Genomic DNA, 19572 nt, shown 5'->3' with positions numbered 1-19572 from the left:
AGCGGGGCGCGTGGGTTGAACCCCAATTGGACCTTAGGAATTCCGCCTTCGGAAGGGGCCAGTGTCGGCAGCCCGCCGTGTACACCTCCCGTTCTCGGATCAGGTCAGCGGCGCCGCGGCCTCGGCGGCCAGCCGCAGGCCCGGCGTGGTCAGCAGTTCCGGAGCGCCGAGCACGGCCTCCAGCAGGGCCTCATCCATCAGCGCCTGGGCGCGGACGACGTCGATGACCCCGGCTCCGGTGCGCATCGCGTGCTGCGCGACCTCGGTGGCGCGGTGGTAGCCGATGTACGGTACCAGCGCGGTGACCAGCCCGATGGAATTCTCCACCCCGGCCCGCAGCCTGTCCCGGTCGGCGGTGATGCCCTCGACGCAGCGTTCGGCCAGGACCGTGCACGCCGCCGTGAGCTCCCCGACGCTCTCGAACAGCGCACGGGCCATGACCGGCTCGAAGGCGTTCAGCTGCAGCTGCCCGGCCTCGGCCGCCATGGTCACGGTCAGGTCCTTGCCGATCACGGAGAAGGCCACCTGGTTGACCACTTCGGGAATGACCGGGTTGACCTTTCCCGGCATGATGCTTGACCCGGCCTGCACGGCCGGCAGCACGATCTCGCCGAGTCCGGCGCGCGGGCCCGAGGACAGCAGGCGCAGGTCGTTGGCCACCTTGGAGAGCTTGACCGCGATCCGCTTCAGGACGCTGGAGAACTGGACCAGGGCACCCACGTCCTGGGTGGCCTCGATCAGGTTCCCGGCCGGCACCACGGGCACGCCCGAGATCCGGGCCAAATGGCGGCAGGCCGCCTCCGCATAGTCCGCGTGGGCGTTGAGCCCGGTGCCGATCGCCGTCCCGCCGAGGTTTACCTCCCGGATCAGCAGCATCGCCTCGGCCAGGCGCAGTTCGTCTTCGGCGAGCATGACCGCGAAGGTACTGAACTCCTGGCCCAGGGTCATCGGCACCGCGTCCTGGAGCTGGGTCCGGCCCATCTTCAGGTAGTCCCGGAACTGCACCGACTTGCGTTCCATCGCCGTCCGCAGCCCGGCCATGGCCGCCAGCAGGGTCCCGGCCGCGCGGTGCAGCCCGAGCCGCAGGGCGGTGGGGTAGACATCGTTGGTGCTCTGGCCGAGGTTCACGTGCTCGATCGGGTGCAGGTGCGCGTACTCGCCCCTGGCCTGGCCGAGGAGTTCCAGCGCCCGGTTGGCAATGACCTCGTTGGCATTCATGTTGGTGGAGGTGCCCGCCCCTCCCTGCAGGACGTCGACGACGAACTCGCCGGTCAGCCGCCCGTTCTGCACCTCCCGGCATGCGGCCATGATGGCCCCGGCGCGGCGCTCGTCCAGCAGCCCGAGCTGGTGGTTGGCCGCGGCGGCGGCCTCCTTGACGCAGCCCAAGGCCCAGACCAGATCACCGTGCAGGCCGATCGGCACGCCCGTGATCCGGAAGTTTTCCCTGGCCCGGGCGGTGTGCACGCCGTAGTAGGCGGCGGCGGGAACGTCCAGCCCGCCGAGCAGGTCGTGCTCGGTTCTCGTTTCAGCCGACACCGAGGACCTCCTTCTCGTCGTCGGACAGCAGCCGTTCCCGCAGCCCCGCGTCCGAGGCGGCGTCGATGCAGGTCCAGGCCATGGCCTTCGCCGCGTCCAGGACCGCGCGGTCCGCCGCGGCGGTGACGCAGTGCTCGGCGAATTCCTTCTGGTGGTTCACCGCCGGCAGCGAACCGATGCCGATGTAGGGGTGGATGGCCGGCAGGACCAGCGAGACATTCCCCATGTCGGTGGAGGCCCGGTTCATCCGCATGTCCGGTCCGGAGTCGGCGAAGGTCCGGCCCAGCCGCAGGGCGTTGCCGACATAGAGTGCCAGCAGGTCCTCGTCGGTGCGGAATTCCGAATACGGCCTGCTCTCCGCCTCGATGTCCAGGTCGCAGCCGGTGGCCAGCGCCCCGGCCTCGAAGCAGCGCCGCACCCGTTCCTCGAGGACGTCCAGTTCGGCCAGCGAGCCGGCGCGGACATACCAGCGGCCCTCGGTCACCTCCGGAATCGCGTTGGGCGCCTCGCCGCCGTTGGTCAGCACGCCGTGGACCCTGGTCCCGCCCTCGAGCTGCTGGCGCAGCAGGCCGATCGCGACCTGGGCCACGGTGAAGGCATCCGCGGCATTGACGCCGCGCTCGGGGTAGGCGGCGGCGTGGGCGGCCTTGCCCCGGTAGCGGATCCTGCTGTGCGAGACGGCGAACGGTTCGGCCCGGGCCACATCCAGCGGCCCGGGATGGACCATCATGGCCGCGTGCTGGCCGTCGAAGGCCCCGCGTTCGAGCAGTTCGATCTTGCCGCCGCCGCCCTCTTCGGCCGGGGTGCCGAACACCGTGATCCGCACGTCGAGGGCATCGGCGATCGGGGCCAGCGCCGCGGCGGCCCCGACGGCCGCCGCGGCAATGATGTTGTGCCCGCAGGCGTGGCCGAGCCCGGGCAGCGCGTCATACTCCGCGCAGATTGCCAGCTGCAGCGGCCCGCGGCCCACGCCGGCGGAAAACGCCGTCGGGAACCCGCACAGGTCCCGGTGCACCTCGTAGCCGAAACCTGCCAGCTCGCCGGTGAGCCAGCCGGCGGCCTGGTGTTCCTGCCAGCCCGGTTCCGGGTTGGCATGGATGCGGTGGGAGAGTCCGAGGATGCGCCCGGACAGCCCGTCGATCCGGCTGGCGGCGACCTCCTTGAGGTTTTTCACAGGTCCCCCGGCACCCCGTAGCTGGGCGCGAGGGCCGGCTGGACCGCGCGCAGCTTGTAGTCGGCCTTCTGCGGACGCCACAGCTCCCAGATTCCGGCGAGTTGGCCGATGGGGTCCTCGTCCGCCCAGTCCACCCGCAGGTCCGTGACCGCCCACGGGACATCCTCGACGACGACCAGTCCTGCCGAATGCTCCGGACCTTCCTCGCCGCCGGCGTCGCGGCCGGCCAGCAGGCCGGCCAGCAGCCGGTCCTCGAACTCGCCGTCGGCGGCGGCATAGGCCTCGGCAATGGCGTCGACGACGGCGGGCGAGGAGAGCAGGTTGCCCGCCGCCACCGCGCCGTCGAGCTCCACGGTCCGGTGGGTGCCCAGCGTACGGGCACCGCTGAAGGCGGCCGTCCGTCCGTCGCGCCCGACGGCGCTGAGCTGGCGGAATTCGGTGTCCGGCTCCTGGGCCAGGAGCTTGGCCATCGCTTCCGCTGCATTCGATCCGGACTCCAGCAGATCCAGCAGCTTCGTTCCCAGCCCCGGATCGGTGATGTTCTGGGACGCCACCGCCCCGGTCCCCGGGCGCAGGTGGACGCAGCGGGCCGCCACGGCCGGGCTCGAGGACGTGACGACCATGCCGAAGGCACCGGTGGCGGCATCCCTGGCGACGAGTGAGAAAGTCATTGAATCTCCTGGAGATCTGGTTTTTCTAGGTTGTTTTAGTTCTTCGGGCTGCTGATGACGGCGGTCGCGTCGATTTCCACCAGCCATTCGGGGCGGGCCAGGGCGTCGACGACGATCCCGGTGGAGACCGGGTAGACGCCCTTGAGCCAGCGGCCCATGGTCCGGTACACCGGTTCCCGGTAGCGGGGGTCGACGAGGTAGACGGTGACCTTGACGATGTCCTCGAGGCTGCTGCCGGCCTCCTTCAGCAGCATGTCGATGTTGGCCATGGCCTGCTCGGTCTGGGCCTCGACGTCGCCGATGCCCACGGACCCGCGGGTCTCGAGGTCCTGGCCGATCTGGCCGCGCAGGTAGACCACGCCGTTGGCCACCACCGCCTGGCACAGGTCGTTGTCCAGGTTCTGCTCGGGGTAGGTGTCGCGGGTGTTGAACTTGCGGATCCGGGTGTGGGTGCTCATGCGCGCGATCCGTCCACTTTCTCGGACAGGTCGGCGGCGGCCTTGACCAGGTCCAGGGGGCCGTTCCAGTCGAAGTTGCGGTAGACGGCGCCCAGCTGGGCGAACGGCGGGGACTGGGCGAACAGCTGGAAGGTCAGCCGGTGTCCGGCGTAGTCGCTGTTGAGCAGGTCGCGGGCAAAGGCCAGCAGCCGGCGGCGGTCCTCGGCCACCCAGTTCTCGTTGATCGTGTAGAACTTCTCCAGCCAGGGCGAGACTTCCGGGTCGCCGAAGGTTGCCGCATCCGGGGTGATGCAGATCTGGCCGCCGCACAGCTCCCGGGCCGCGTGCATCATGGCCGGCAGCTGGGTCAGGGCGAACACCCGGCCGGTGTAGAGCAGGGACTGGTTGGGCATCAGCAGCCCGCCCGGGCTGTTCTCGGCGTTGGCGATCGCCGCGGTCAGGTGCGCGTTGATGCCTTCGCGGTAGCAGGCCAGCTGGGCGAGCTTCTCCTGCACCGCCTGCTGCTTTTCCAGGCCTGTCTGCTTCACGTTCCACAGCGCGGCGCCGATCATCAGGTCTGCCAGGTGCAGGGTGCGCTGGACGAAGGGGAAGGCGCTGTAGCGGTGCAGGGTGGAGCGGATGAAGGCCGCGGCCTTGGTGTGGCGGTAGAACAGCACGTCCTCCCAGGGGATCTCCACATTGTCGAAGACCACCAGGGACTCGACCTCGTCCACCCGGTTGGCCAGCGGGTAGTCGGCGGCCGGGGCGCGCCCGGCGAAGCCGTTGCGCGAGATGAACTTCAGGCCCGGCGAACCCAGGTCCACCACGAAGCCGACGGCGTAGTCGGAGAGCTTGTCGTTGCCCCAGTTGGCAATGGTGGGCTTGGTGAAGGCCTGGTTGGCGTAGGCGGCGGCGGTTTCGTACTTGGCGCCGCGGACCACGATCCCGTTGTCGGTCTCCTTCACCACATGCAGCAGCATGTCCGGGTCCTGGTCCTGCGGGGCCTTGGACCGGTCCCCCTTGGGGTCCGTGTTGGCGGAGATGTGGAACGGGTCGGCCTTGATGGTGCGCGCGATGTGCCGGCGGATGTTCTCCGAGAAGCGCGGGTCCACCTCGTTGAGCACATCCTGGCCGTCGTAGAGGGACCACATCTCCCCGATGGTCTCGTCCCCGACCCGGGTGACCACGCCGCCGGCCTCGCGCTGGACCAGTTCCACGGCGGCGCGCTTGTCCTGCCAGTCCTGCTGCGTCTTCGGCAGCCGGTTGGCAATCGCGTTCGGTTCGCCGGTCTCCTCGTCCGCATAGGTCATCACCTGGCGGGAATGCTCTTCGTGGGCGAGGTCGTAGATCCTGGCCCGGACGTCGACCACCGGCTTGAACATCGGGTGGGTGGTCACATCCGCGACCTTCTCCCCATCCACCCAGACCTGGCGGCCGTCGCGGATCGACTCGCGGTATTCATCTCCGGTGCGGATCACTTGGAATTCTCCTTCTGCTGGCGGTACGTGGGGCCGGAACCGGGGTAGTCGGGAAAGACCGACGGCTCGATCGGTTCCGGTTTGGCATAGTTCTGGGCGCTGTAGATCAGCGGTTCGGCGTCGTGGGACTCGATGTCGGTGACCCGGCCGATGTAGACCAGGTGCGTGCCGGCCTCGACGACCTCGTGGATCGTGCAGTCAAAGCTGGCCACCGCATCGCGGATGCGCGGGGAGCCCGACGGCGCCTCGACCCATTCGCCGCAGCTGAAGTCCCAGCGATCCTTGCCCGGCCAGGGCCGGCCGGCGAAGGTGTCGGCCACATGGTCGTGCTGCTTGCCCAGGACATTGACATTGAAGACGCCGTGCTCGCGGATCGCGGCGTTGATCGGGCTGCGGTGGTTGATGCACACCAGCACCAGCCGCGGCTCCGCCGAGACCGAGCACATGGCGCTGACGGTCTGGGCGAACTGGCCTGCCGGCCCGCCGGTCGAGACGACGGTGACTCCGGTGGCGACCCGGCCCATGGCGGCGATGAATTCGTCCCGCGGGGCAGCCGGCGCCCGGGTGGCCCCGTCCCTGGTTGACATAGGCATTTGGCCCGCTCCCTTCCACTTGTGCGGTTGCTTGCATCAAGTATTGGAAGCAGGGGTGTGATGCGTCCAACAGAACTTTTCAGCGGAAAGCATCGAAAAAACCGATGGCTCGGTGCGGCGCCGGTGCGGTGCCGGCGTCGGGCTCCGGGCGGGCGGTCAGGCCAGGGCGTTCCGGCATTCGTCGATGAACGCCGTCGCCCTGCGGGTCAGGCGCACGCCGGACAAATGCACCGCGCACACGTTCAGGCCGGGCGGGGCGCCGTGGAGCGGCTTGGTCACGAACCCGCGGCCCTCGTAGCTCATGTTGATGTTGGTGCGCTGGCTGAGGATCGAATAGCCGAGCCCCCGGGCCACCAGGGCGCGCACCATTTCGAAGCTGGTGGTCCGGAACCTGATGTTCGGTTCGAGGTCCTCGGCCTCGAAGAAGGAGAGGAAGTAGTCCCCGCCGGGCGGCAGGTCGAAGAGGATCAAGGGTTCGGGCGCCAGCTGCTGCATGGAGAGCGCGCCGTTATCGGCAAACTTGTGGTGCTCGGGCAGCACCACGTAGGGCGGGGTGGCTGCCAGCACGTGGGAGCTGAGGTCCCGGGCGAATTGGCGCCGGTTGAAGTCGTAGCCGTACAGGATGGCCAGGTCCAGGGAGCCGTTGCGCAGCTGCTCCTCCAGCGTCAGGTGCGAGCCCTCGACAAAGCTCAGGTCCACGGCGGGGTGGTGCTCGGTGAAGCTGGCGATGATGCGCGGCAGCAGGATCGGCGCGAGCGTGCTGTAGCAGCCGACCATCAGCCGGCCCGAGAGCGATTCGCTGGCCTCCCGGGCGGAGTTCTTCAGGTCGTCCACCCCGGCCAGCAGCCGGCGGGCGTCGGCCAGGACCTGCTGGCCCACCCCGGTCAGGGACAGCCCGCGCGCGTGCCGGATGAAGACCTGCACGCCCAGGGACTCCTCCAGGTCCGCCAGCGCCGTGGAAACGGCCGACTGGGACAGGTAGAGCCGCCCGGCCGCGGCGGTGACACTGCCGGTTTCCGCCGCCGCGATCAGATATTCGAGCTGCCGCAGGGTCACACCAGACATAGATTTTCCCGAAACCCTTCTTCGATTACATCTGTTTTACATGGATATGCCTACCCTGCATAGTCGATGTAATCCGGAACACAAAACGACCACGCCGAAGGGACCGAGCAGCAGATGAGCGACCCGGAACTTGATCTCCTCCTGAAGACCCTGTCCATCGATTCAACGTGGGGCCGGGAGAAGGAGCTGGCCGAATTCATGGCGCACCGGCTGGAAAGCTGGGGCGTTGACGACGTGCAGCTGGTCGAGTCCCTGCCGGGCCGGCACAGCGTCGGCGGGCGGCTCCGCGGCACCGGCGGCGGCAAGTCGCTGCTGCTCAACGGCCATCTGGACATCTACGAGGTCTCGCCGGACTGGACCCGGGACCCGTTCGGCCCCGTCGTCGAGGACGGCAAGGTCTACGGCGCCGGCATCGCGGACATGAAAGCGGCCACCACCGCGGCGCTGGCCGTCCTGCGCCGGATCGCGTTGTCCGGCACCCGGCCTGCCGGCGACGTCGTCTTCCAGGGCGTCTCCTGCCACTTCGAGGGCGGCGTTGGCACCCGCTCGCTGCTGGAGGCCGGCTTCACCGCCGACGGCGCCATCTGCGGAGAGCCCACGGACAACACCATCGGCACCGTCCACCGCGGCGCGGCGTACCTGAAGATCACCACCTACGGCCGCCAGGCCCACACCTCCGCCAAGCAGCTGGGCCTGAATGCGATCGAGACCATGGAGCCGATCCTGGCCGGCATGCGCCGGCTCGAAGGCGCGATGCCCTATACCCCGCACCCGGAACTGCCCGGCGGGCCGAACCTGAACATCGGCACCATCCGCGGCGGCACCAAGCACAACCAGGTGCCCGACCGCTGCGAAATGACCTGCGACATCCGCCTGCTGCCCTCGCAGGATCCCTACGACGTCAAGGTCCAGGTGGAGCAGATGATCGGCGACCTCAAGGCCGCCGATCCCCGAATCGAGGCCACCGTGGAGTTCAGCGACCACTGGCTCAGCGGCCCGCGGCTGCCCTACGAGATCGACAAGGCTTCCCCGATCTCGGTGGCGGCCGCCCAGGCCGTGTCCCGTGCCGGCGCCGAGCCGGTGTACCGGGGCATCCAGTTCTGGACCGACATGGTGCCGCTGAAGCAGTACGGCATCCCCGCCGTGAACATCGGCCCGGGCACCCCGCCCTACAGCTGGGCCGACGAGTGGGTGGAACTGGCCAAGTACCGGGAAATCATCGACATCTACCACCAGGCCGTGGACCTGTGGTGCAACTGAGCCAACGAAAGGCAGCCATGAAAACCTCCCTGAAACACGCCGTCCTGGCCGGCACCGCGGCCCTCGCCCTGGCCCTGAGCGCCTGCGGCGGCAACAGCAATGCGACGGGCTCATCCGCCGATGCCGGGGCGGCCAAGGTCGAAACCAATACCTCCGGCGTCCTGAACGTCGGCATCGATTTGACCTACCCGCCCTATGACATGCTCGACGGCGGCAAGCCCGCAGGCTTCGACGTGGAGTTCATGGACGCGATATCTGCCGAACTGGGCTTGAAGCCGAAGTACACCGACACCCGATTCGCCCAGATCGTCGCCGGCATCAAGGCCGACCGCTACGACGTGATTGCCTCCACGCTCTACATCTCCTCCGCCCGCGACAAGGAAGTGGACTTCGTGCCCTACTTCCAGACCGGCAATTCCATCATCGTAAAGGAAGGCCAGGCGGCCCTGGCCACGGCCCAGGACCTCTGCGGCAAGCAGGTCGGCGTGGTCACCGCGACGGTCATCGCCAAGATCCTGCCCGCCGCCGAAAGCGACAAGTGCAAGAAGGCCGGCAAGCCCGCCATCACCGTGAAGGAATTCCCCACCGACCCGGAGGCGACCCAGGCGCTGCTCTCGGGGCAGGTCGATGCCCAGATGACGGATGCCGCAGTGGCCAAGACCGCCGTCGAAAAGGCCAAGGGCCGGCTGAGCCTGAGCAGCCGGCAGCTGATCTACCCGATCGCCGTCGGCCTGGCCGTCCAGGAGGGGAACGCAAAGATGCAGCAGGCGCTCAAGGACGGGCTGGAGGCCATGAAGGCCTCGGGCAAGTACGACGAACTGCTCAAGAAGTACAACCTGGAGCCCGTTGACCCCGCGGTGCTCGAGGAATCGATGAAGCAGGCCTGACCATGACATTCGACTGGGCCTACACGTTCTCCCTCTTCGCCGATCCGGACCTGTGGCGTGCTGCCGGCGTCGTCGTCGCCCTGAGCCTGCTTTCCTGGGTGATTGCCAACATCGCGGGCATCGGGTTGGCGCTGATGAAGGAATCGCGCTCCCGGATCCTGGCCGGCCTCGCCGGCGGCTACGTCTGGCTGTTCCGCAGCCTGCCGCTGCTGGTGCTGCTGGTCTTCGCGTACAACATCCCCCAGGTCTTCCCGGCCACCCAGACAGTGCTCGGGTCCTCGTTCAATGCCGCGCTGATTGCGCTGGTGCTGAGCGAGGCGGCCTACATGGCCGAGATCCACCGCGGCGGCCTGCTCTCGGTCTCCGCCGACCAGCGCGAGGCCGCCCGGGCGCTGGGCCTGCCGTACGGCTACGTGCAGCGCCACGTGGTGGTCCCGCAGGCCTTCCGGATCGCGCTGCCGGCGCTGGGCAACGAGTTCGTCTCGATCCTCAAGCTGACCTCGCTGGCCAGCGTGATCTCGCTGGAGGAAATCCTGCTGGTCGGCCAGCGCCTCTACACCCAGAACTTCCTGGTGCTGGAGACCCTGTTCGCCGTCGCCGTCTTCTACGTCCTGCTCGTAACGATCTTCGACCGGCTCCGCGCCCTGCTCGAGCGCCGGCTGGACGTCAGCCGGCGCCGCCCGGCCCTTCAGGGCGATCCGGACCCTGCCGCGGCCGGCAGCGTGGCCCGCGGCCGCGAGCGGGTCCCGCACTCGGGCAAGGCGCTGGTGAGCGCGCAGGCCGTCACGAAGTCCTTCCACGGGAACCAGGTGCTCAAGGGCGTCGACGTCGACGTGCACGCCGGGGAGGTCGTCGTCGTTATCGGCCCGTCCGGGTCCGGCAAAACGACGTTCGTGCGCACGCTGAACCATCTGGAACCCGCCGACGGCGGCACCATCGAGGTCAACGGCCGGCGGATGGGCAGCAGGCTGGGGCAGAACGGCAGGGTGGTCGCCCTGTCCGACCGCGAACTGAGCGTCCAGCGCCGCGACGTCGGCATGGTCTTCCAGCGCTTCAACCTCTTCCCGCACAAGACCGTGCTGGAGAACATCACGCTGGCGCCCGTGCAGCTGGGCCTGATGAAGGCCGATGAGGCCCGCGAGTTCGGCAAGGAGCTGCTGCGCAAGGTCGGCATGTCGGTGCACGCCAACAAGTACCCGCACCAGCTGTCCGGCGGCCAGCAGCAGCGCGTGGCCATCGCCCGCGCCCTGGCCATGAAGCCGTCCGTGATGCTCTTCGACGAACCGACGTCGGCGCTGGACCCGGAGCTGGTTTCCGAGGTGCTGGCTGTCATCGCCGAACTGGCCCAGGAGGGCATGACCATGGTCATCGTCACGCACGAAATGAAGCTGGCCCGGGATGTCGCGGACTGGGTGGTCTTTATGGAGGACGGCAACGTGGTCAAGCAGGGCCCGCCGGAAGCCATCTTCGGGACCGACGCCGAACCGCGGATCCGGCGCTTCGTCCAGAGCGTGTCGGATGTGCCGCTGGCGGTGGAAGCACCTGCGGCACAGTAAGCGCCGGGAAAACGCAGCCTGCAGGGGCCGCCCGGCACGATGCCGGGCGGCCCCTGCAGGCTGTTGGCCGCCGATCAGCGCCTGACGGATCCGGCAACCGCCTGACCGACAGCGCCGGCGACCTGCCCGCCGGCCTCCTTCAGGGCTTCCCGGTCCGACGCGACAAGGATGCCGGCGAAGTTCGCCGCAAAGCCGCCGAGGTCCGGGCTGACGGAGCCGACGACGGCGTAGACCGGTTTGCCGGGGCTACGGTCCAGGATCGCGGAGATGATCTTCCCCTGGCCGGTCTGGGAGTCCAGCCGTCCCTCGCCGACGATGACGGCGTCGGCGCCGGCAACGTGCCGGTCGAAGCCGACGGCGTCGAGGACGAAACCGGCGCCGGAGACGAGTGCGGCCCCGTACCGGGCCCACATTCCGCCGCTGAAGCCGCCGGCGGCCCCGGTGCAGGCGATGCCGCGGGGATCGCGCGGATAGCCTTCAGCCTGCCGGTGCAGGCGCTCTGTCAGCTGCTCCACCTGTTCGGGGCCGGCGCCCTTCTGCGGGCCGAACACGGCTGCAGCGTCCTCGAAGGCGGTGGCGACGTCGCTGAGTACCGTCACCTGCGCCCCGCGGAGCCCGCCGTGCGCCTCGATGGCGGCAACGGCCCCGGTGCCGCCGTCCGTCGTCGCGCTCCCTCCCGCGGCGACCACAATCCGGGTGGCGCCGCGCCGCGCGGCGTCGGCCATGAGCAGGCCGGTTCCGTAGGTGTCCGCGGTGAGGGGGCTGCGCTCGCCGGAGCAGGGGAGCGTGATGCCGCTGGCGGCGGCCAGGCCGATCACGGCCGTCCTCCCGTCCGCGGCGAGGGCATAGGACGCGCGGAGCGGATCGTGCCACGGGCCCACGGTGTCCGCCTCGACCAGTTCGGCGCCGAGGGCGTCGCGCAGGATCTCGTAGGTGCCCTCGCCGCCGTCGGCCACCGGCAGTTCGACGGCGCAGGCGCCGGCCGCGCGCACCCCGGCGGCGATGTGCGCGGCGGCCTCGGCGGCGGTGTAGGTGCCCTTGAAGCTGTCCGGGGCAATCAGGATCCTCATGCCGGCGTCAGAACCCGACGTTTTCGCGGCCCTTGAGGTCCAGCATTTCGCGGGCCTCGTCCGGGGTGGCGACCTCGAAGTTCAGGGCCTCGAGGATGGTGCGGATGCGGCTGACCTGCTCGGCGTTGGAGGCGGCGAGCCGGCCGGGGCCGATCCACAGCGAGTCCTCCAGGCCCACGCGCACGTGGGAACCCATGGCGGCGCCGATGGTGGCCAGCGGCATCTGGTTCCGGCCGGCGCCGAGGATGGACCACTGGTAGTCCGCGCCCAGCAGCCGGTCGGCGGTGCGGCGCATGTGCATCAGGTCCTCGGGGTGCGCGCCGATGCCGCCGAGCAGGCCGAAGACGGACTGCACGAACAGCGGGCCCTTCGCCAGCCCGCGGGCGTGGAAGTGGGCCAGGTTGTTCAGGTGCGAGATGTCGTAGCACTCGAATTCGAAGCGGGTGCCGTTGGAATTGCCGATGGTCAGGATGGTCTCGATGTCGGCGAAGGTGTTCTTGAAGACCAGGTCCCGGGACTTCTCCAGTCCTTCCCGCTCCCACTCGTGTTCGAACTCGGGGAAGCGGTCCAGCATGGGGTAGAGGCCGAAGTTCATCGAGCCCATGTTCAGGGAGGCCAGTTCGGGTTTGAAGGTGGCGACCGGGAGCATCCGCTCCTCCACGCTCATGTGCGGGGAACCGCCGGTGGTGATGTTGATGACCGCGTCCGTGTTGGCCTTAAGCTTCTCGAGGATCGGCTCGAAATGTTTCGGGTCCTGGGAGGGGCGGCCGTCCTTCGGGTCACGGGCGTGCATGTGGACGACGGCGGCACCCGCAGCCGCGGCGCCGATGGCGGCGTCCGCGATTTCCTCCGCGGTGACCGGCAGGTGCGGGGACATGCTGGGGGTATGAATGGCGCCGGTGACGGCGGAAGTGATGATGACTTTGCGCTTGCTGGCCATGGTGGTTCCTTTTCGTGGTGGCCGGTGGATCAGTAGAGCTTTTCGGTGTTGCCGTCCACGGCCATCGCCTGGCCGTTGACGTTGCGGGCCAAATCGCTGGCCAGGAACACGGCCATGTTGGCGATGTCCTCGGCCTCCACCAGCCGCTGCAGCGAAGACTGCTTGTGGTAGAGGTCCGCGACCTCCTCGGCCGGCCGGCCGAGCATCTGCGCCTTGGCCTCGATCACCGCGTCAATGCGCGGGCCGTTGACCGCGCCCGGGCAGATGGCGTTGGCGCGGATGCCTTCGGGGCCCAGTTCGATGGCCAGGGTCTTGGTCAGCCCGACCACGGCCCATTTGGACGCGGAGTAGGGGCTGCGGCCGGCCATGCCGAGCCGGCCGGCCGCGGAGGAGAGGTTCACGATGGCGGCGTCGTTGGCCTCGCGCAGCAGCGGCAGGGCGTGCTTGATGCAGAAGAACTGGCCGTGGACGTTCACATCGAACGTGGCCTTCCAGGCGTCCGGGTCCAGCGTCTCGATCGGGCCCGTGGGTCCGGCGATGCCGGCGTTGTTGACCAGCACGTCCAGCCCGCCAAGCGTGCTGCGTACTTCCGCCATCAGGGTGCGGACCTGGGCTTCGTCGGAGACGTCGCTGAGGGCGACGGCGAAGCCGTCCTGCTTCGCGGCGTCCACGGCCTCGGGGTTGATGTCCGTGACCATGACGGCGGCGCCGAGGCCGCGGAAGCGGGTGGCGATGGCTCGGCCGATGCCTGCGGCGCCGGCGGTGACCAGGACCTTGCGGCCGGTGAAATCCATGGTGTTGTACTCCTGTGGTGTGCTAACGGTAGGCGGGTGCGGAAGGGCGTACGGCGGCGGCACGCACCGCCGTCGTACGCCTTCGGTCAGTGGCCGCCGACGGCGGCCTTGCTCGGATCCTCGCTGCCCCGCTTGAGGCGGAGGGTCAGCAGCGCCCCGATCAGGCACATGCCGACAATGAACCAGAGGCCGGAGAGCTTGCTGCCGGTCATTTCCTCCATGAAGCCCATAACGTACGGGCCGAGGAAGCCGCCGAACAGGCCCACGGTGTTCACGAAGGCGATGCCGCCGGCCAGGGTCGCGCCGGAGAGGCGGGTTGCGGGGTAGGTGAAGAGGATCGGCTGCAGGGCGAAGAAGTTGAAGGCGGCCAGGCAGAAGCCGATCAGGCCCAGGACCGGGCCGCCGACGGCGCCCAGGGTGAAGCCGGCAACGATTCCTACCATGGTGCAGGTGGCGATCGTCCGGGAGCGGGTCGCATTGGTGGCCAGACGCGGCAGCAGCATGGCTCCGGCGGCGGAGAAGATCCACGGGACGGAGGTCAGCAGGCCGATCTGGATGCTGTTCAGTTCGCCGTAGGTGCCGATGATCGAGGGCAGGAAGAAGCTCAGCGCGTAGACGGCGATCTGGTGGGTGAAGTAGATGCCGACCACCAGCAGGATCTGCTTGTCCTTGAGCACGTGGCGCAGCTTGGAGTTTCCGGCTGCCTCGGCGCCGGCCTTCTCCTCGGCGGCGATGCGGGCCTCGAGGTCTTCGGCCTCGGCCCGGGTGAGGAACTTGGCATCGGTGGGCCTATTGGGCAGGAACTTCCAGACGACGAAGGCCAGGGCGCAGGCGGGCAGGCCCTCGATGATGAACATCCACTGCCACCCGTGCAGACCGCCGACACCGTCCATGGTCAGCAGCAGGCCGCCCAGCGGAGCGCCGACAATGTTGGCGATGGAGACGCCGAGCAGGAACATGCCATTGGCTTTGGCCCGGTCCTGGACGGTGAACCACTGGGTCAGGAAGTAGATCACGCCCGGGAACAGGCCGGCCTCGGCGACGCCGAGCAGCATGCGCAGCAGGTAGAAGGACCATTCGCCCTGGACAAAGGCCATCGCCGCGGAGATCAGGCCCCAGGTAATCATGATGCGCATGATCCAGAAGCGTGCGCCGACCCTGTGCATGATCAGGTTGGACGGTACTTCCGAAAGCGCGTAGGTGAGAAAGAACAGGCCCGCGCCGATGCCGTATGCGGTGGCCGAGATGCCCAGGTCGATCTCCAGACGGTCCTTGGCCATGCCGATGTTGGTGCGGTCGAGGAAGGCCATGACGTACGCGGCGATCAGCAGCGGCATGATGCGCCGGAAGATCAGCTTGTTGACGGCGGCCGGCGGCCTCATCGCCGTGGCTTGGAGGGTGGTGGGCATGGTGGTGACCTTCTTGTTGGAGGGCATAGTCGGATACAGCCGGCAGGGAGGCCGGTTCAAAGGGGCATTTTCGGGTTGTTCAGCGTTGACGGGCAGGTGCCGGCGTGCAGCCGCAGGAGCGGCCGATGTGCAGGCGGTGCTGGCAGAGGGACTGGACGAAGGTGTTGCTGGGACTGGTGATTTGGCCGAGCAGAAGTTCGAAGGCTTTTTCCGCCATCTCCTGCACCGGCTGGACAATGGTGGTCAGCCCCACGAGGGCCGACCGACTGTGGGGCAGGCCGTCGCTGCCGACCACCGCCAGGTCCTCCGGGATGCGCAGCCCGAGCGAGAGCGCGTGCTCCATCACCCCGATGGCGATTTCATCCGAGCCGCACACGACGGCCCGGGGCGGGTTGGCAGCGGCCAGCAGCTTGTGCGCCGCCACCCGTCCGCCGTCCCGGTGCAGGCGCGTGCTGATCTTCCGCTCGCCCGCGACGGTGATCCCGGCCGCCGCGGCAGTCCGGACGAACGCCTGTTCCCGCGCCAGCGAGGCGGTGGAGAAGCGGGGCCCGATCACCGTGGCGACCTCCCGGTAGCCGTGGTCCAGCACGTGCTGCATCAGCTGGGAAGCGGCCGTATCGTCGTCGATGCCCACGAAGTCGCCGGGCAGGTGGTCCGACCGGCGCGACAGGCAGACATAGGGGATGCGGCGCTGGCGCAGCGTCCGCAGTGCCCGCGAGTCCTCACGCAGCGCGGCGGCGATAATGACGCCGTCCACCTGGCGCGCCGCCAGGGTGGCGGCGACCTGGGCGAGGGTGTCCGCGTCGTCCTGTGTGGTCGCCACGAACACCTCGAAGCCGTCGCGTGCGGTGGCGGAGATGATGTTCTCCGCCCAGCCGGTGTACATCTGGTTCACGATGTTCGGCAGGATCAGCCCGATCACCCGGTTCAGGTGCGGATCCAGGCTGTGCTGCCCGGAATGGCCGTGGGGCCGGAACCCGAGCTCATTGGCGATCTTGATGATGTGCCGCCGCGTCTCGGGGGAGACGCCGGCTTTGCCGTTCATGACGTAGCTGACGGTTGCCGGCGATACACCGCAGGCCCGGGCGACCGCGGCTGCGGACACCTTGGGAGGACGGACGGTGGCTTCCGCGGTTGCCTGGTCCACTGCATCCTCCTCTCGGTCCATGGCACTTCAATCACTTCGATATGGTGCGGCGTGCTGTGCGGCAGCCCATGTGACGGCTCCTGCTGTGATCACCATTACATTGGCAGGTTGACCTGTTAAGCAACGTTAAGTTGGCCGGCTCAACATTTATGAACGCGGGCGGCAGAACCTGCGTCCCACGCACTGCTTCTTCCGCATATTAATAAAGGTGCTGCGGCCCGCCGACTGCTCAGCGGGCCGCAGCACCTGGACTCTCGGTGGAATGTTACAGTCGTCCGGCGCCGGAGGACGCGGACGGGTCCAGCTCGCCCCGGGATGCGGCGGCCCGGCCGGCGAAGTCCTCCGTCCGCAGCAGGTCAATGCCTTTGGTCTCCTTCATGGTCATGACGGCAATGAGCCCGATCAGGCCCACCAGGATCAGGTAGAAGGCCGGCATCATGGTGTTGCCGGTCTGCGCGATCAGCCAGGTCAGGACGTAGGGCACGGTGCCGGCGAAGATGGCCGCGGTGATGCTGTAGGCGATGGACAGTCCGGTCTGCCGGGTGCGGGTGGGGAACAGTTCGGCGACGGCGCAGGCGTGTACGCCCAGGATGATCGCCAGGATGATGCCCAGGCCCAGCGTGCTGACGAAGCCGGCCCACGGTGCGCCCGACTGCATGATCAGGAAGAGCGGGTAGGCGAGGACGATGAGCAGGGCGGCCGATGCGATCAGCAGCGGCCTGCGGCCGACGCGGTCCGAGACGGCGCCGAACAGTGGAACCAGGATGAGGCCCGCGATCGAGGCAACGGTGGACAGCAGCGCGGCATTGTCCGGGCTCATCTCCAAAGTTTCTTCCTGATAGGTGAGCAGGTAGACCAGCACGATGTAGAAGGTCACATGCATCATGATTTCAATGCCGCTCATCTGCAGGAGCTGCTTCCAGTGCCTGGTGAAGACTTCCTTCACGGGGCTCTGCGGCACGTTGTCCAGTTCCTCGAGGGACCGGAACTCGGGGGTGTCCTCGATCTTGGTGCGGATATAGAAGCCGATCAGGCCCAGCGGGACAGTCAGCAGGAAGGGAATGCGCCATCCCCAGTCCTGGATGGCCTCGGCGCCCATAACGACATTGAGCAGGTACACGGCCAGGGAAGCGGCCAGGAATCCCAGCAGGCTGCCGAATTCCAGCCAGCTGACCCCGAAGCCGCGATGCCTGCGCGGAGAGTACTCGGCCAGGAAGGCGGCCGCACTGCCAAACTCCCCGCCGGCGGCCAGGCCCTGGACCACGCGGGCCACGATGAGCAGGACAGGCGCCCAGAGGCCAATGGAGCTGTAGGTCGGCAGCAGCCCGACCACCAGCGTGGCACCGGACATGGACAGGATGACGATGGAAAGGGTCTTCTTCCGGCCGATCCTGTCACCGAGGGTGCCGAAGACCAGGGCGCCGAGCGGGCGAACCCCGAAGGAAATGGCGAATACCGCGAAGACGGACAGCAGCGCTGCCGTGCCGTCCTGCTCGGGGAAGAACACCTTGGCAATGGTCGAGGCAAGGTAGGCGTAAACGGCCCACTCGAACCAGTGGACGAACACGCCGATTGAACCGGCCGCGACGCTCTTGCGCAGGCCCTTCTGGCTGACGAGGGCTTCGGGACGTGTACTGCTCACATTTCCTCCTGGCGGGACGGGGTGGGAAGCGCTGCCGGACATGCATTCACGTGAGCGGCACGCGGGCCGCGGGACGTGTGGTCCGGAGTCATGGATCTCCTTGGAAGACTGAAGGTGTCGCGAGTCACAAGTGTTCTTCCTTAACGAACAGCCGTCAAGAGATTCGGCAAATATTTAACTCGGCTGAAACAGCAGGTCCGCCTCCATGCCGCCATCCGCTGCCAAGTTTGACCCCGCCCGGCGGCAGGAGATTGACATGTGTTTGATTTAACAGAACACTTGACGCATTCATATCCGTCGTTGTTGAAAGGATGCCCGGATGGAACTCAAGGACGCTGCGGTCGCGATGCTGACCGCAGACTATTTCGAAGAGTCAGAGGTCCTCTTTCCTTACTACCGGCTGCTCGGTACCGTGGGCCGGGTTGCTGTTGCCACCCCGGGAGGCGCGCCGGTCAAGGGCAAGGGCGGCTTCGGCCCGTTTGCCGCCCACACGGGGTTCGCGGACCTGCAGGCCTCGGAGTACAACGCCGTCCTGGTCCCCGGCGGCTTCGCCCCCGACCTGGTCCGCCGCAGCCCGGAGGCGCTGGAGTTCCTCCGGGAGATGGACAGGACCGGCAAACCGATCGCCATGATATGCCACGGGGCCTGGGTTGCCGTCTCCGCCGGCATTCTTGACGGCCGGTGCATCACCAGCGTGCCGTTCATCCGGCCCGAGGTGGAGGGCGCCGGCGCCAAGTGGGTTGACGAGCCGGTGATGGTGGACGGGAACCTCGTCACCTCGCGCGTGCCCAACGACCTGGACGCCTGGATGAACGGCTTCCTTGAGGTGCTGTCAGGGGTGCGCGGCGATGACTGAGGCGGCCGTGGCGGAAGTGCCGGCCGGGCGAACGGGCCCCGAAGCCGTTTACGGCGTCCGCGTGTCCGGCCGGCAGACGGCGGGCGAAGACATTGTGGCATTGGACCTCGTGCGCCTCGACGGCGAACCGTTCCCCGCCTGGGAACCTGGCTCGCACATCGACCTCTTCCTCGGCGAGGACGAGCAGGGCGGGGCCATCTGCCGGCAGTACTCGCTGTGGGGGCCGCTCGAGGACCGGTCCGTCTGGCGGATCGGGGTCCTGAAGGATCCGAAGAGCCGCGGCGGCTCCGTCCGGGTGCACCAGAACCTGCTCGAGGGCACCGAACTGAGCGTGCGCGGGCCGCGGAACCATTTTCCGCTGCAGCCGGCCGGCTCCTATGTGTTCTTCGCCGGCGGCATCGGGATCACCCCGATCCTGCCGATGGTCCAGGCGGTGGAACGGGCCGGGCTGCCGTGGAAGCTCTACTACATGGCGCGCAACCGCCGGCGCCTGGCCCTGCTGGACGAGATCGCCCGGCTGCCGGCCGGCAACGTGGTGCTGCATTGCGACGACGAGAGCGGCCTGATCGACCTGGCCGGCATCACCGCGGCGCTGGGTGCGGCGGACCATGTCTACGCCTGCGGTCCCGGCCCGCTGCTCGACGTGCTGGAGGCAATGGCCGCCGACGCCGGCCGCTGGACGTTCCACTGCGAACGTTTCGCCGCCGCGCCGCCGGCGCCTGGCGGGGAGGACAGGCCGTTCGAGGTGGTCCTGGCCAAGTCCGGGCGCACCCTGCAGGTCCCGGCGGGAGTGTCTTGCCTGAAGGTGCTGCGCGAGGCCGGCACCGACGTGGACTGGTCCTGCAGCGAGGGTGTCTGCGGCACCTGCGAGACGGAGGTGCTGGAGGGCGAACCGGAACATCGCGACTCGGTCCTGACCAAGGACGAGCGTGCGGCGAACGAGACCATGATGCCGTGCGTCTCCCGGGCCCGCAGCGCCCGGATCGTGCTCAACCTGTAGCGCCGCAAGCGGCAGGGCCCCGGCAAGCCACCTGCATGGTGACTTGCCGGGGCCCTG

Annotated in this window: 18 protein-coding genes; 5 read left to right on the top strand and 13 right to left on the bottom strand. The window is 68.3% G+C overall.

Annotated features, from left to right (window positions below; genetic code table 11):
- Positions 1 to 99 precede the first annotated feature (99 nt).
- The 7 genes from ACFQ36_RS07800 to ACFQ36_RS07770 form a co-directional block, all read right to left on the bottom strand.
- Complete coding sequence (locus ACFQ36_RS07800) at positions 100 to 1536, bottom strand: aspartate ammonia-lyase (protein ID WP_377012288.1); 1437 nt, start codon at positions 1534 to 1536, stop codon at positions 100 to 102.
- Positions 1526 to 2710 carry a M20 family metallopeptidase gene (locus ACFQ36_RS07795; RefSeq protein ID WP_377012286.1) on the bottom strand — a complete coding sequence of 395 codons (1185 nt, stop codon included), beginning with the start codon at positions 2708 to 2710 and terminating at the stop codon, positions 1526 to 1528. Before ACFQ36_RS07795 ends, ACFQ36_RS07800 begins: the two co-directional genes overlap by 11 nt.
- Entirely contained in the window at positions 2707 to 3381 is a 675-nt protein-coding gene (locus ACFQ36_RS07790) for a DUF1028 domain-containing protein (RefSeq protein ID WP_377012284.1), read from the bottom strand. Before ACFQ36_RS07790 ends, ACFQ36_RS07795 begins: the two co-directional genes overlap by 4 nt.
- Before the next feature lie 35 nt (positions 3382 to 3416).
- Entirely contained in the window at positions 3417 to 3839 is a 423-nt protein-coding gene (locus ACFQ36_RS07785; protein ID WP_377012282.1) for a RidA family protein, read from the bottom strand.
- The gene (locus ACFQ36_RS07780) at positions 3836 to 5296 is read right to left on the bottom strand and encodes a 4-hydroxyphenylacetate 3-hydroxylase family protein (protein WP_377012281.1); all 1461 of its coding nucleotides are present in this window, start codon (positions 5294 to 5296) and stop codon (positions 3836 to 3838) included. Before ACFQ36_RS07780 ends, ACFQ36_RS07785 begins: the two co-directional genes overlap by 4 nt.
- Positions 5293 to 5889, bottom strand: coding sequence for a flavin reductase family protein (locus ACFQ36_RS07775; RefSeq protein ID WP_377012279.1), 597 nt, complete (start codon positions 5887 to 5889; stop codon positions 5293 to 5295). The genes ACFQ36_RS07780 and ACFQ36_RS07775 overlap by 4 nt, the downstream gene beginning before the upstream one ends.
- A 156-nt stretch (positions 5890 to 6045) precedes the next feature.
- The gene (locus tag ACFQ36_RS07770; RefSeq protein ID WP_377012277.1) at positions 6046 to 6954 is read right to left on the bottom strand and encodes a LysR family transcriptional regulator; all 909 of its coding nucleotides are present in this window, start codon (positions 6952 to 6954) and stop codon (positions 6046 to 6048) included.
- A gap of 114 nt (positions 6955 to 7068) precedes the next feature.
- On the opposite strand from ACFQ36_RS07770, the gene ACFQ36_RS07765 reads away from it, so the two are divergent.
- Genes ACFQ36_RS07765 through ACFQ36_RS07755 form a run of 3 tightly spaced genes read left to right on the top strand, consistent with a single transcriptional unit; the run spans position 7069 to position 10657 of the window.
- Positions 7069 to 8214: a M20 family metallopeptidase gene (locus ACFQ36_RS07765; protein WP_377012275.1), complete on the top strand. Its 1146-nt coding sequence runs from the start codon at positions 7069 to 7071 to the stop codon at positions 8212 to 8214.
- A gap of 17 nt (positions 8215 to 8231) precedes the next feature.
- On the top strand, positions 8232 to 9101 hold the full coding sequence (locus ACFQ36_RS07760; RefSeq protein WP_377012274.1) for an ABC transporter substrate-binding protein: 870 nt from the start codon (positions 8232 to 8234) through the stop codon (positions 9099 to 9101).
- 2 nt (positions 9102 to 9103) lie between these two features.
- Positions 9104 to 10657, top strand: a complete 1554-nt coding sequence (locus ACFQ36_RS07755) for an amino acid ABC transporter permease/ATP-binding protein (protein ID WP_377012272.1) — start codon at positions 9104 to 9106, stop codon at positions 10655 to 10657.
- 74 nt (positions 10658 to 10731) lie between these two features.
- Here ACFQ36_RS07755 and ACFQ36_RS07750 read toward each other — a convergent pair whose 3' ends face one another.
- From ACFQ36_RS07750 to ACFQ36_RS07725, 6 genes are all read right to left on the bottom strand, one after another.
- A complete protein-coding gene (locus ACFQ36_RS07750) occupies positions 10732 to 11727 on the bottom strand; it encodes a glycerate kinase (protein WP_377012270.1) in 996 nt (331 codons plus the stop codon).
- 7 nt (positions 11728 to 11734) lie between these two features.
- The gene (locus ACFQ36_RS07745; protein WP_377012269.1) at positions 11735 to 12667 is read right to left on the bottom strand and encodes a 3-keto-5-aminohexanoate cleavage protein; all 933 of its coding nucleotides are present in this window, start codon (positions 12665 to 12667) and stop codon (positions 11735 to 11737) included.
- A gap of 29 nt (positions 12668 to 12696) precedes the next feature.
- On the bottom strand, positions 12697 to 13461 hold the full coding sequence (locus ACFQ36_RS07740) for an SDR family oxidoreductase (protein WP_377012268.1): 765 nt from the start codon (positions 13459 to 13461) through the stop codon (positions 12697 to 12699).
- Between the two features lie 86 nt (positions 13462 to 13547).
- On the bottom strand, positions 13548 to 14897 hold the full coding sequence (locus ACFQ36_RS07735; RefSeq protein WP_377012266.1) for an MFS transporter: 1350 nt from the start codon (positions 14895 to 14897) through the stop codon (positions 13548 to 13550).
- A gap of 52 nt (positions 14898 to 14949) precedes the next feature.
- On the bottom strand, positions 14950 to 16017 hold the full coding sequence (locus ACFQ36_RS07730; RefSeq protein WP_377012264.1) for a LacI family DNA-binding transcriptional regulator: 1068 nt from the start codon (positions 16015 to 16017) through the stop codon (positions 14950 to 14952).
- Positions 16018 to 16282: 265 nt separating this feature from the next.
- Complete coding sequence (locus ACFQ36_RS07725; protein WP_377012263.1) at positions 16283 to 17659, bottom strand: MFS transporter; 1377 nt, start codon at positions 17657 to 17659, stop codon at positions 16283 to 16285.
- Between the two features lie 319 nt (positions 17660 to 17978).
- On the opposite strand from ACFQ36_RS07725, the gene ACFQ36_RS07720 reads away from it, so the two are divergent.
- Both ACFQ36_RS07720 and ACFQ36_RS07715 read left to right on the top strand, forming a co-directional pair.
- Positions 17979 to 18515 (top strand): type 1 glutamine amidotransferase domain-containing protein, encoded by a 537-nt coding sequence (locus tag ACFQ36_RS07720; RefSeq protein ID WP_377012261.1) that lies wholly within the window; start codon positions 17979 to 17981, stop codon positions 18513 to 18515.
- The gene (locus ACFQ36_RS07715; protein ID WP_377012259.1) at positions 18508 to 19515 is read left to right on the top strand and encodes a PDR/VanB family oxidoreductase; all 1008 of its coding nucleotides are present in this window, start codon (positions 18508 to 18510) and stop codon (positions 19513 to 19515) included. Before ACFQ36_RS07720 ends, ACFQ36_RS07715 begins: the two co-directional genes overlap by 8 nt.
- The last annotated feature ends 57 nt before the right edge of the window (positions 19516 to 19572 follow it).

Origin of the sequence: Arthrobacter sp. GCM10027362, assembly GCF_042679445.1 — a bacterium.
Lineage (GTDB): Bacteria > Actinomycetota > Actinomycetes > Actinomycetales > Micrococcaceae > Crystallibacter.
The sequence above is the reverse complement of the archived record's forward strand: the minus strand, read 5'-3'. Positions and strand labels throughout refer to the sequence as shown.

What these genes read in the sequence shown, in the direction of transcription:
- ACFQ36_RS07720 (WP_377012261.1), top strand. Translation starts at nt 17,979, where the DNA reads ATGGAACTCAAGGACGCTGCGGTCGCGATGCTGACCGCAGACTATTTC.
- ACFQ36_RS07750 (WP_377012270.1), bottom strand. Translation starts at nt 11,727, where the DNA reads ATGAGGATCCTGATTGCCCCGGACAGCTTCAAGGGCACCTACACCGCC.
- ACFQ36_RS07775 (WP_377012279.1), bottom strand. Translation starts at nt 5,889, where the DNA reads ATGCCTATGTCAACCAGGGACGGGGCCACCCGGGCGCCGGCTGCCCCG.
- ACFQ36_RS07740 (WP_377012268.1), bottom strand. Translation starts at nt 13,461, where the DNA reads ATGGATTTCACCGGCCGCAAGGTCCTGGTCACCGCCGGCGCCGCAGGC.
- ACFQ36_RS07715 (WP_377012259.1), top strand. Translation starts at nt 18,508, where the DNA reads ATGACTGAGGCGGCCGTGGCGGAAGTGCCGGCCGGGCGAACGGGCCCC.
- ACFQ36_RS07785 (WP_377012282.1), bottom strand. Translation starts at nt 3,839, where the DNA reads ATGAGCACCCACACCCGGATCCGCAAGTTCAACACCCGCGACACCTAC.
- ACFQ36_RS07755 (WP_377012272.1), top strand. Translation starts at nt 9,104, where the DNA reads ATGACATTCGACTGGGCCTACACGTTCTCCCTCTTCGCCGATCCGGAC.
- ACFQ36_RS07735 (WP_377012266.1), bottom strand. Translation starts at nt 14,897, where the DNA reads ATGCCCTCCAACAAGAAGGTCACCACCATGCCCACCACCCTCCAAGCC.
- ACFQ36_RS07765 (WP_377012275.1), top strand. Translation starts at nt 7,069, where the DNA reads ATGAGCGACCCGGAACTTGATCTCCTCCTGAAGACCCTGTCCATCGAT.
- ACFQ36_RS07760 (WP_377012274.1), top strand. Translation starts at nt 8,232, where the DNA reads ATGAAAACCTCCCTGAAACACGCCGTCCTGGCCGGCACCGCGGCCCTC.
- ACFQ36_RS07745 (WP_377012269.1), bottom strand. Translation starts at nt 12,667, where the DNA reads ATGGCCAGCAAGCGCAAAGTCATCATCACTTCCGCCGTCACCGGCGCC.
- ACFQ36_RS07790 (WP_377012284.1), bottom strand. Translation starts at nt 3,381, where the DNA reads ATGACTTTCTCACTCGTCGCCAGGGATGCCGCCACCGGTGCCTTCGGC.
- ACFQ36_RS07770 (WP_377012277.1), bottom strand. Translation starts at nt 6,954, where the DNA reads ATGTCTGGTGTGACCCTGCGGCAGCTCGAATATCTGATCGCGGCGGCG.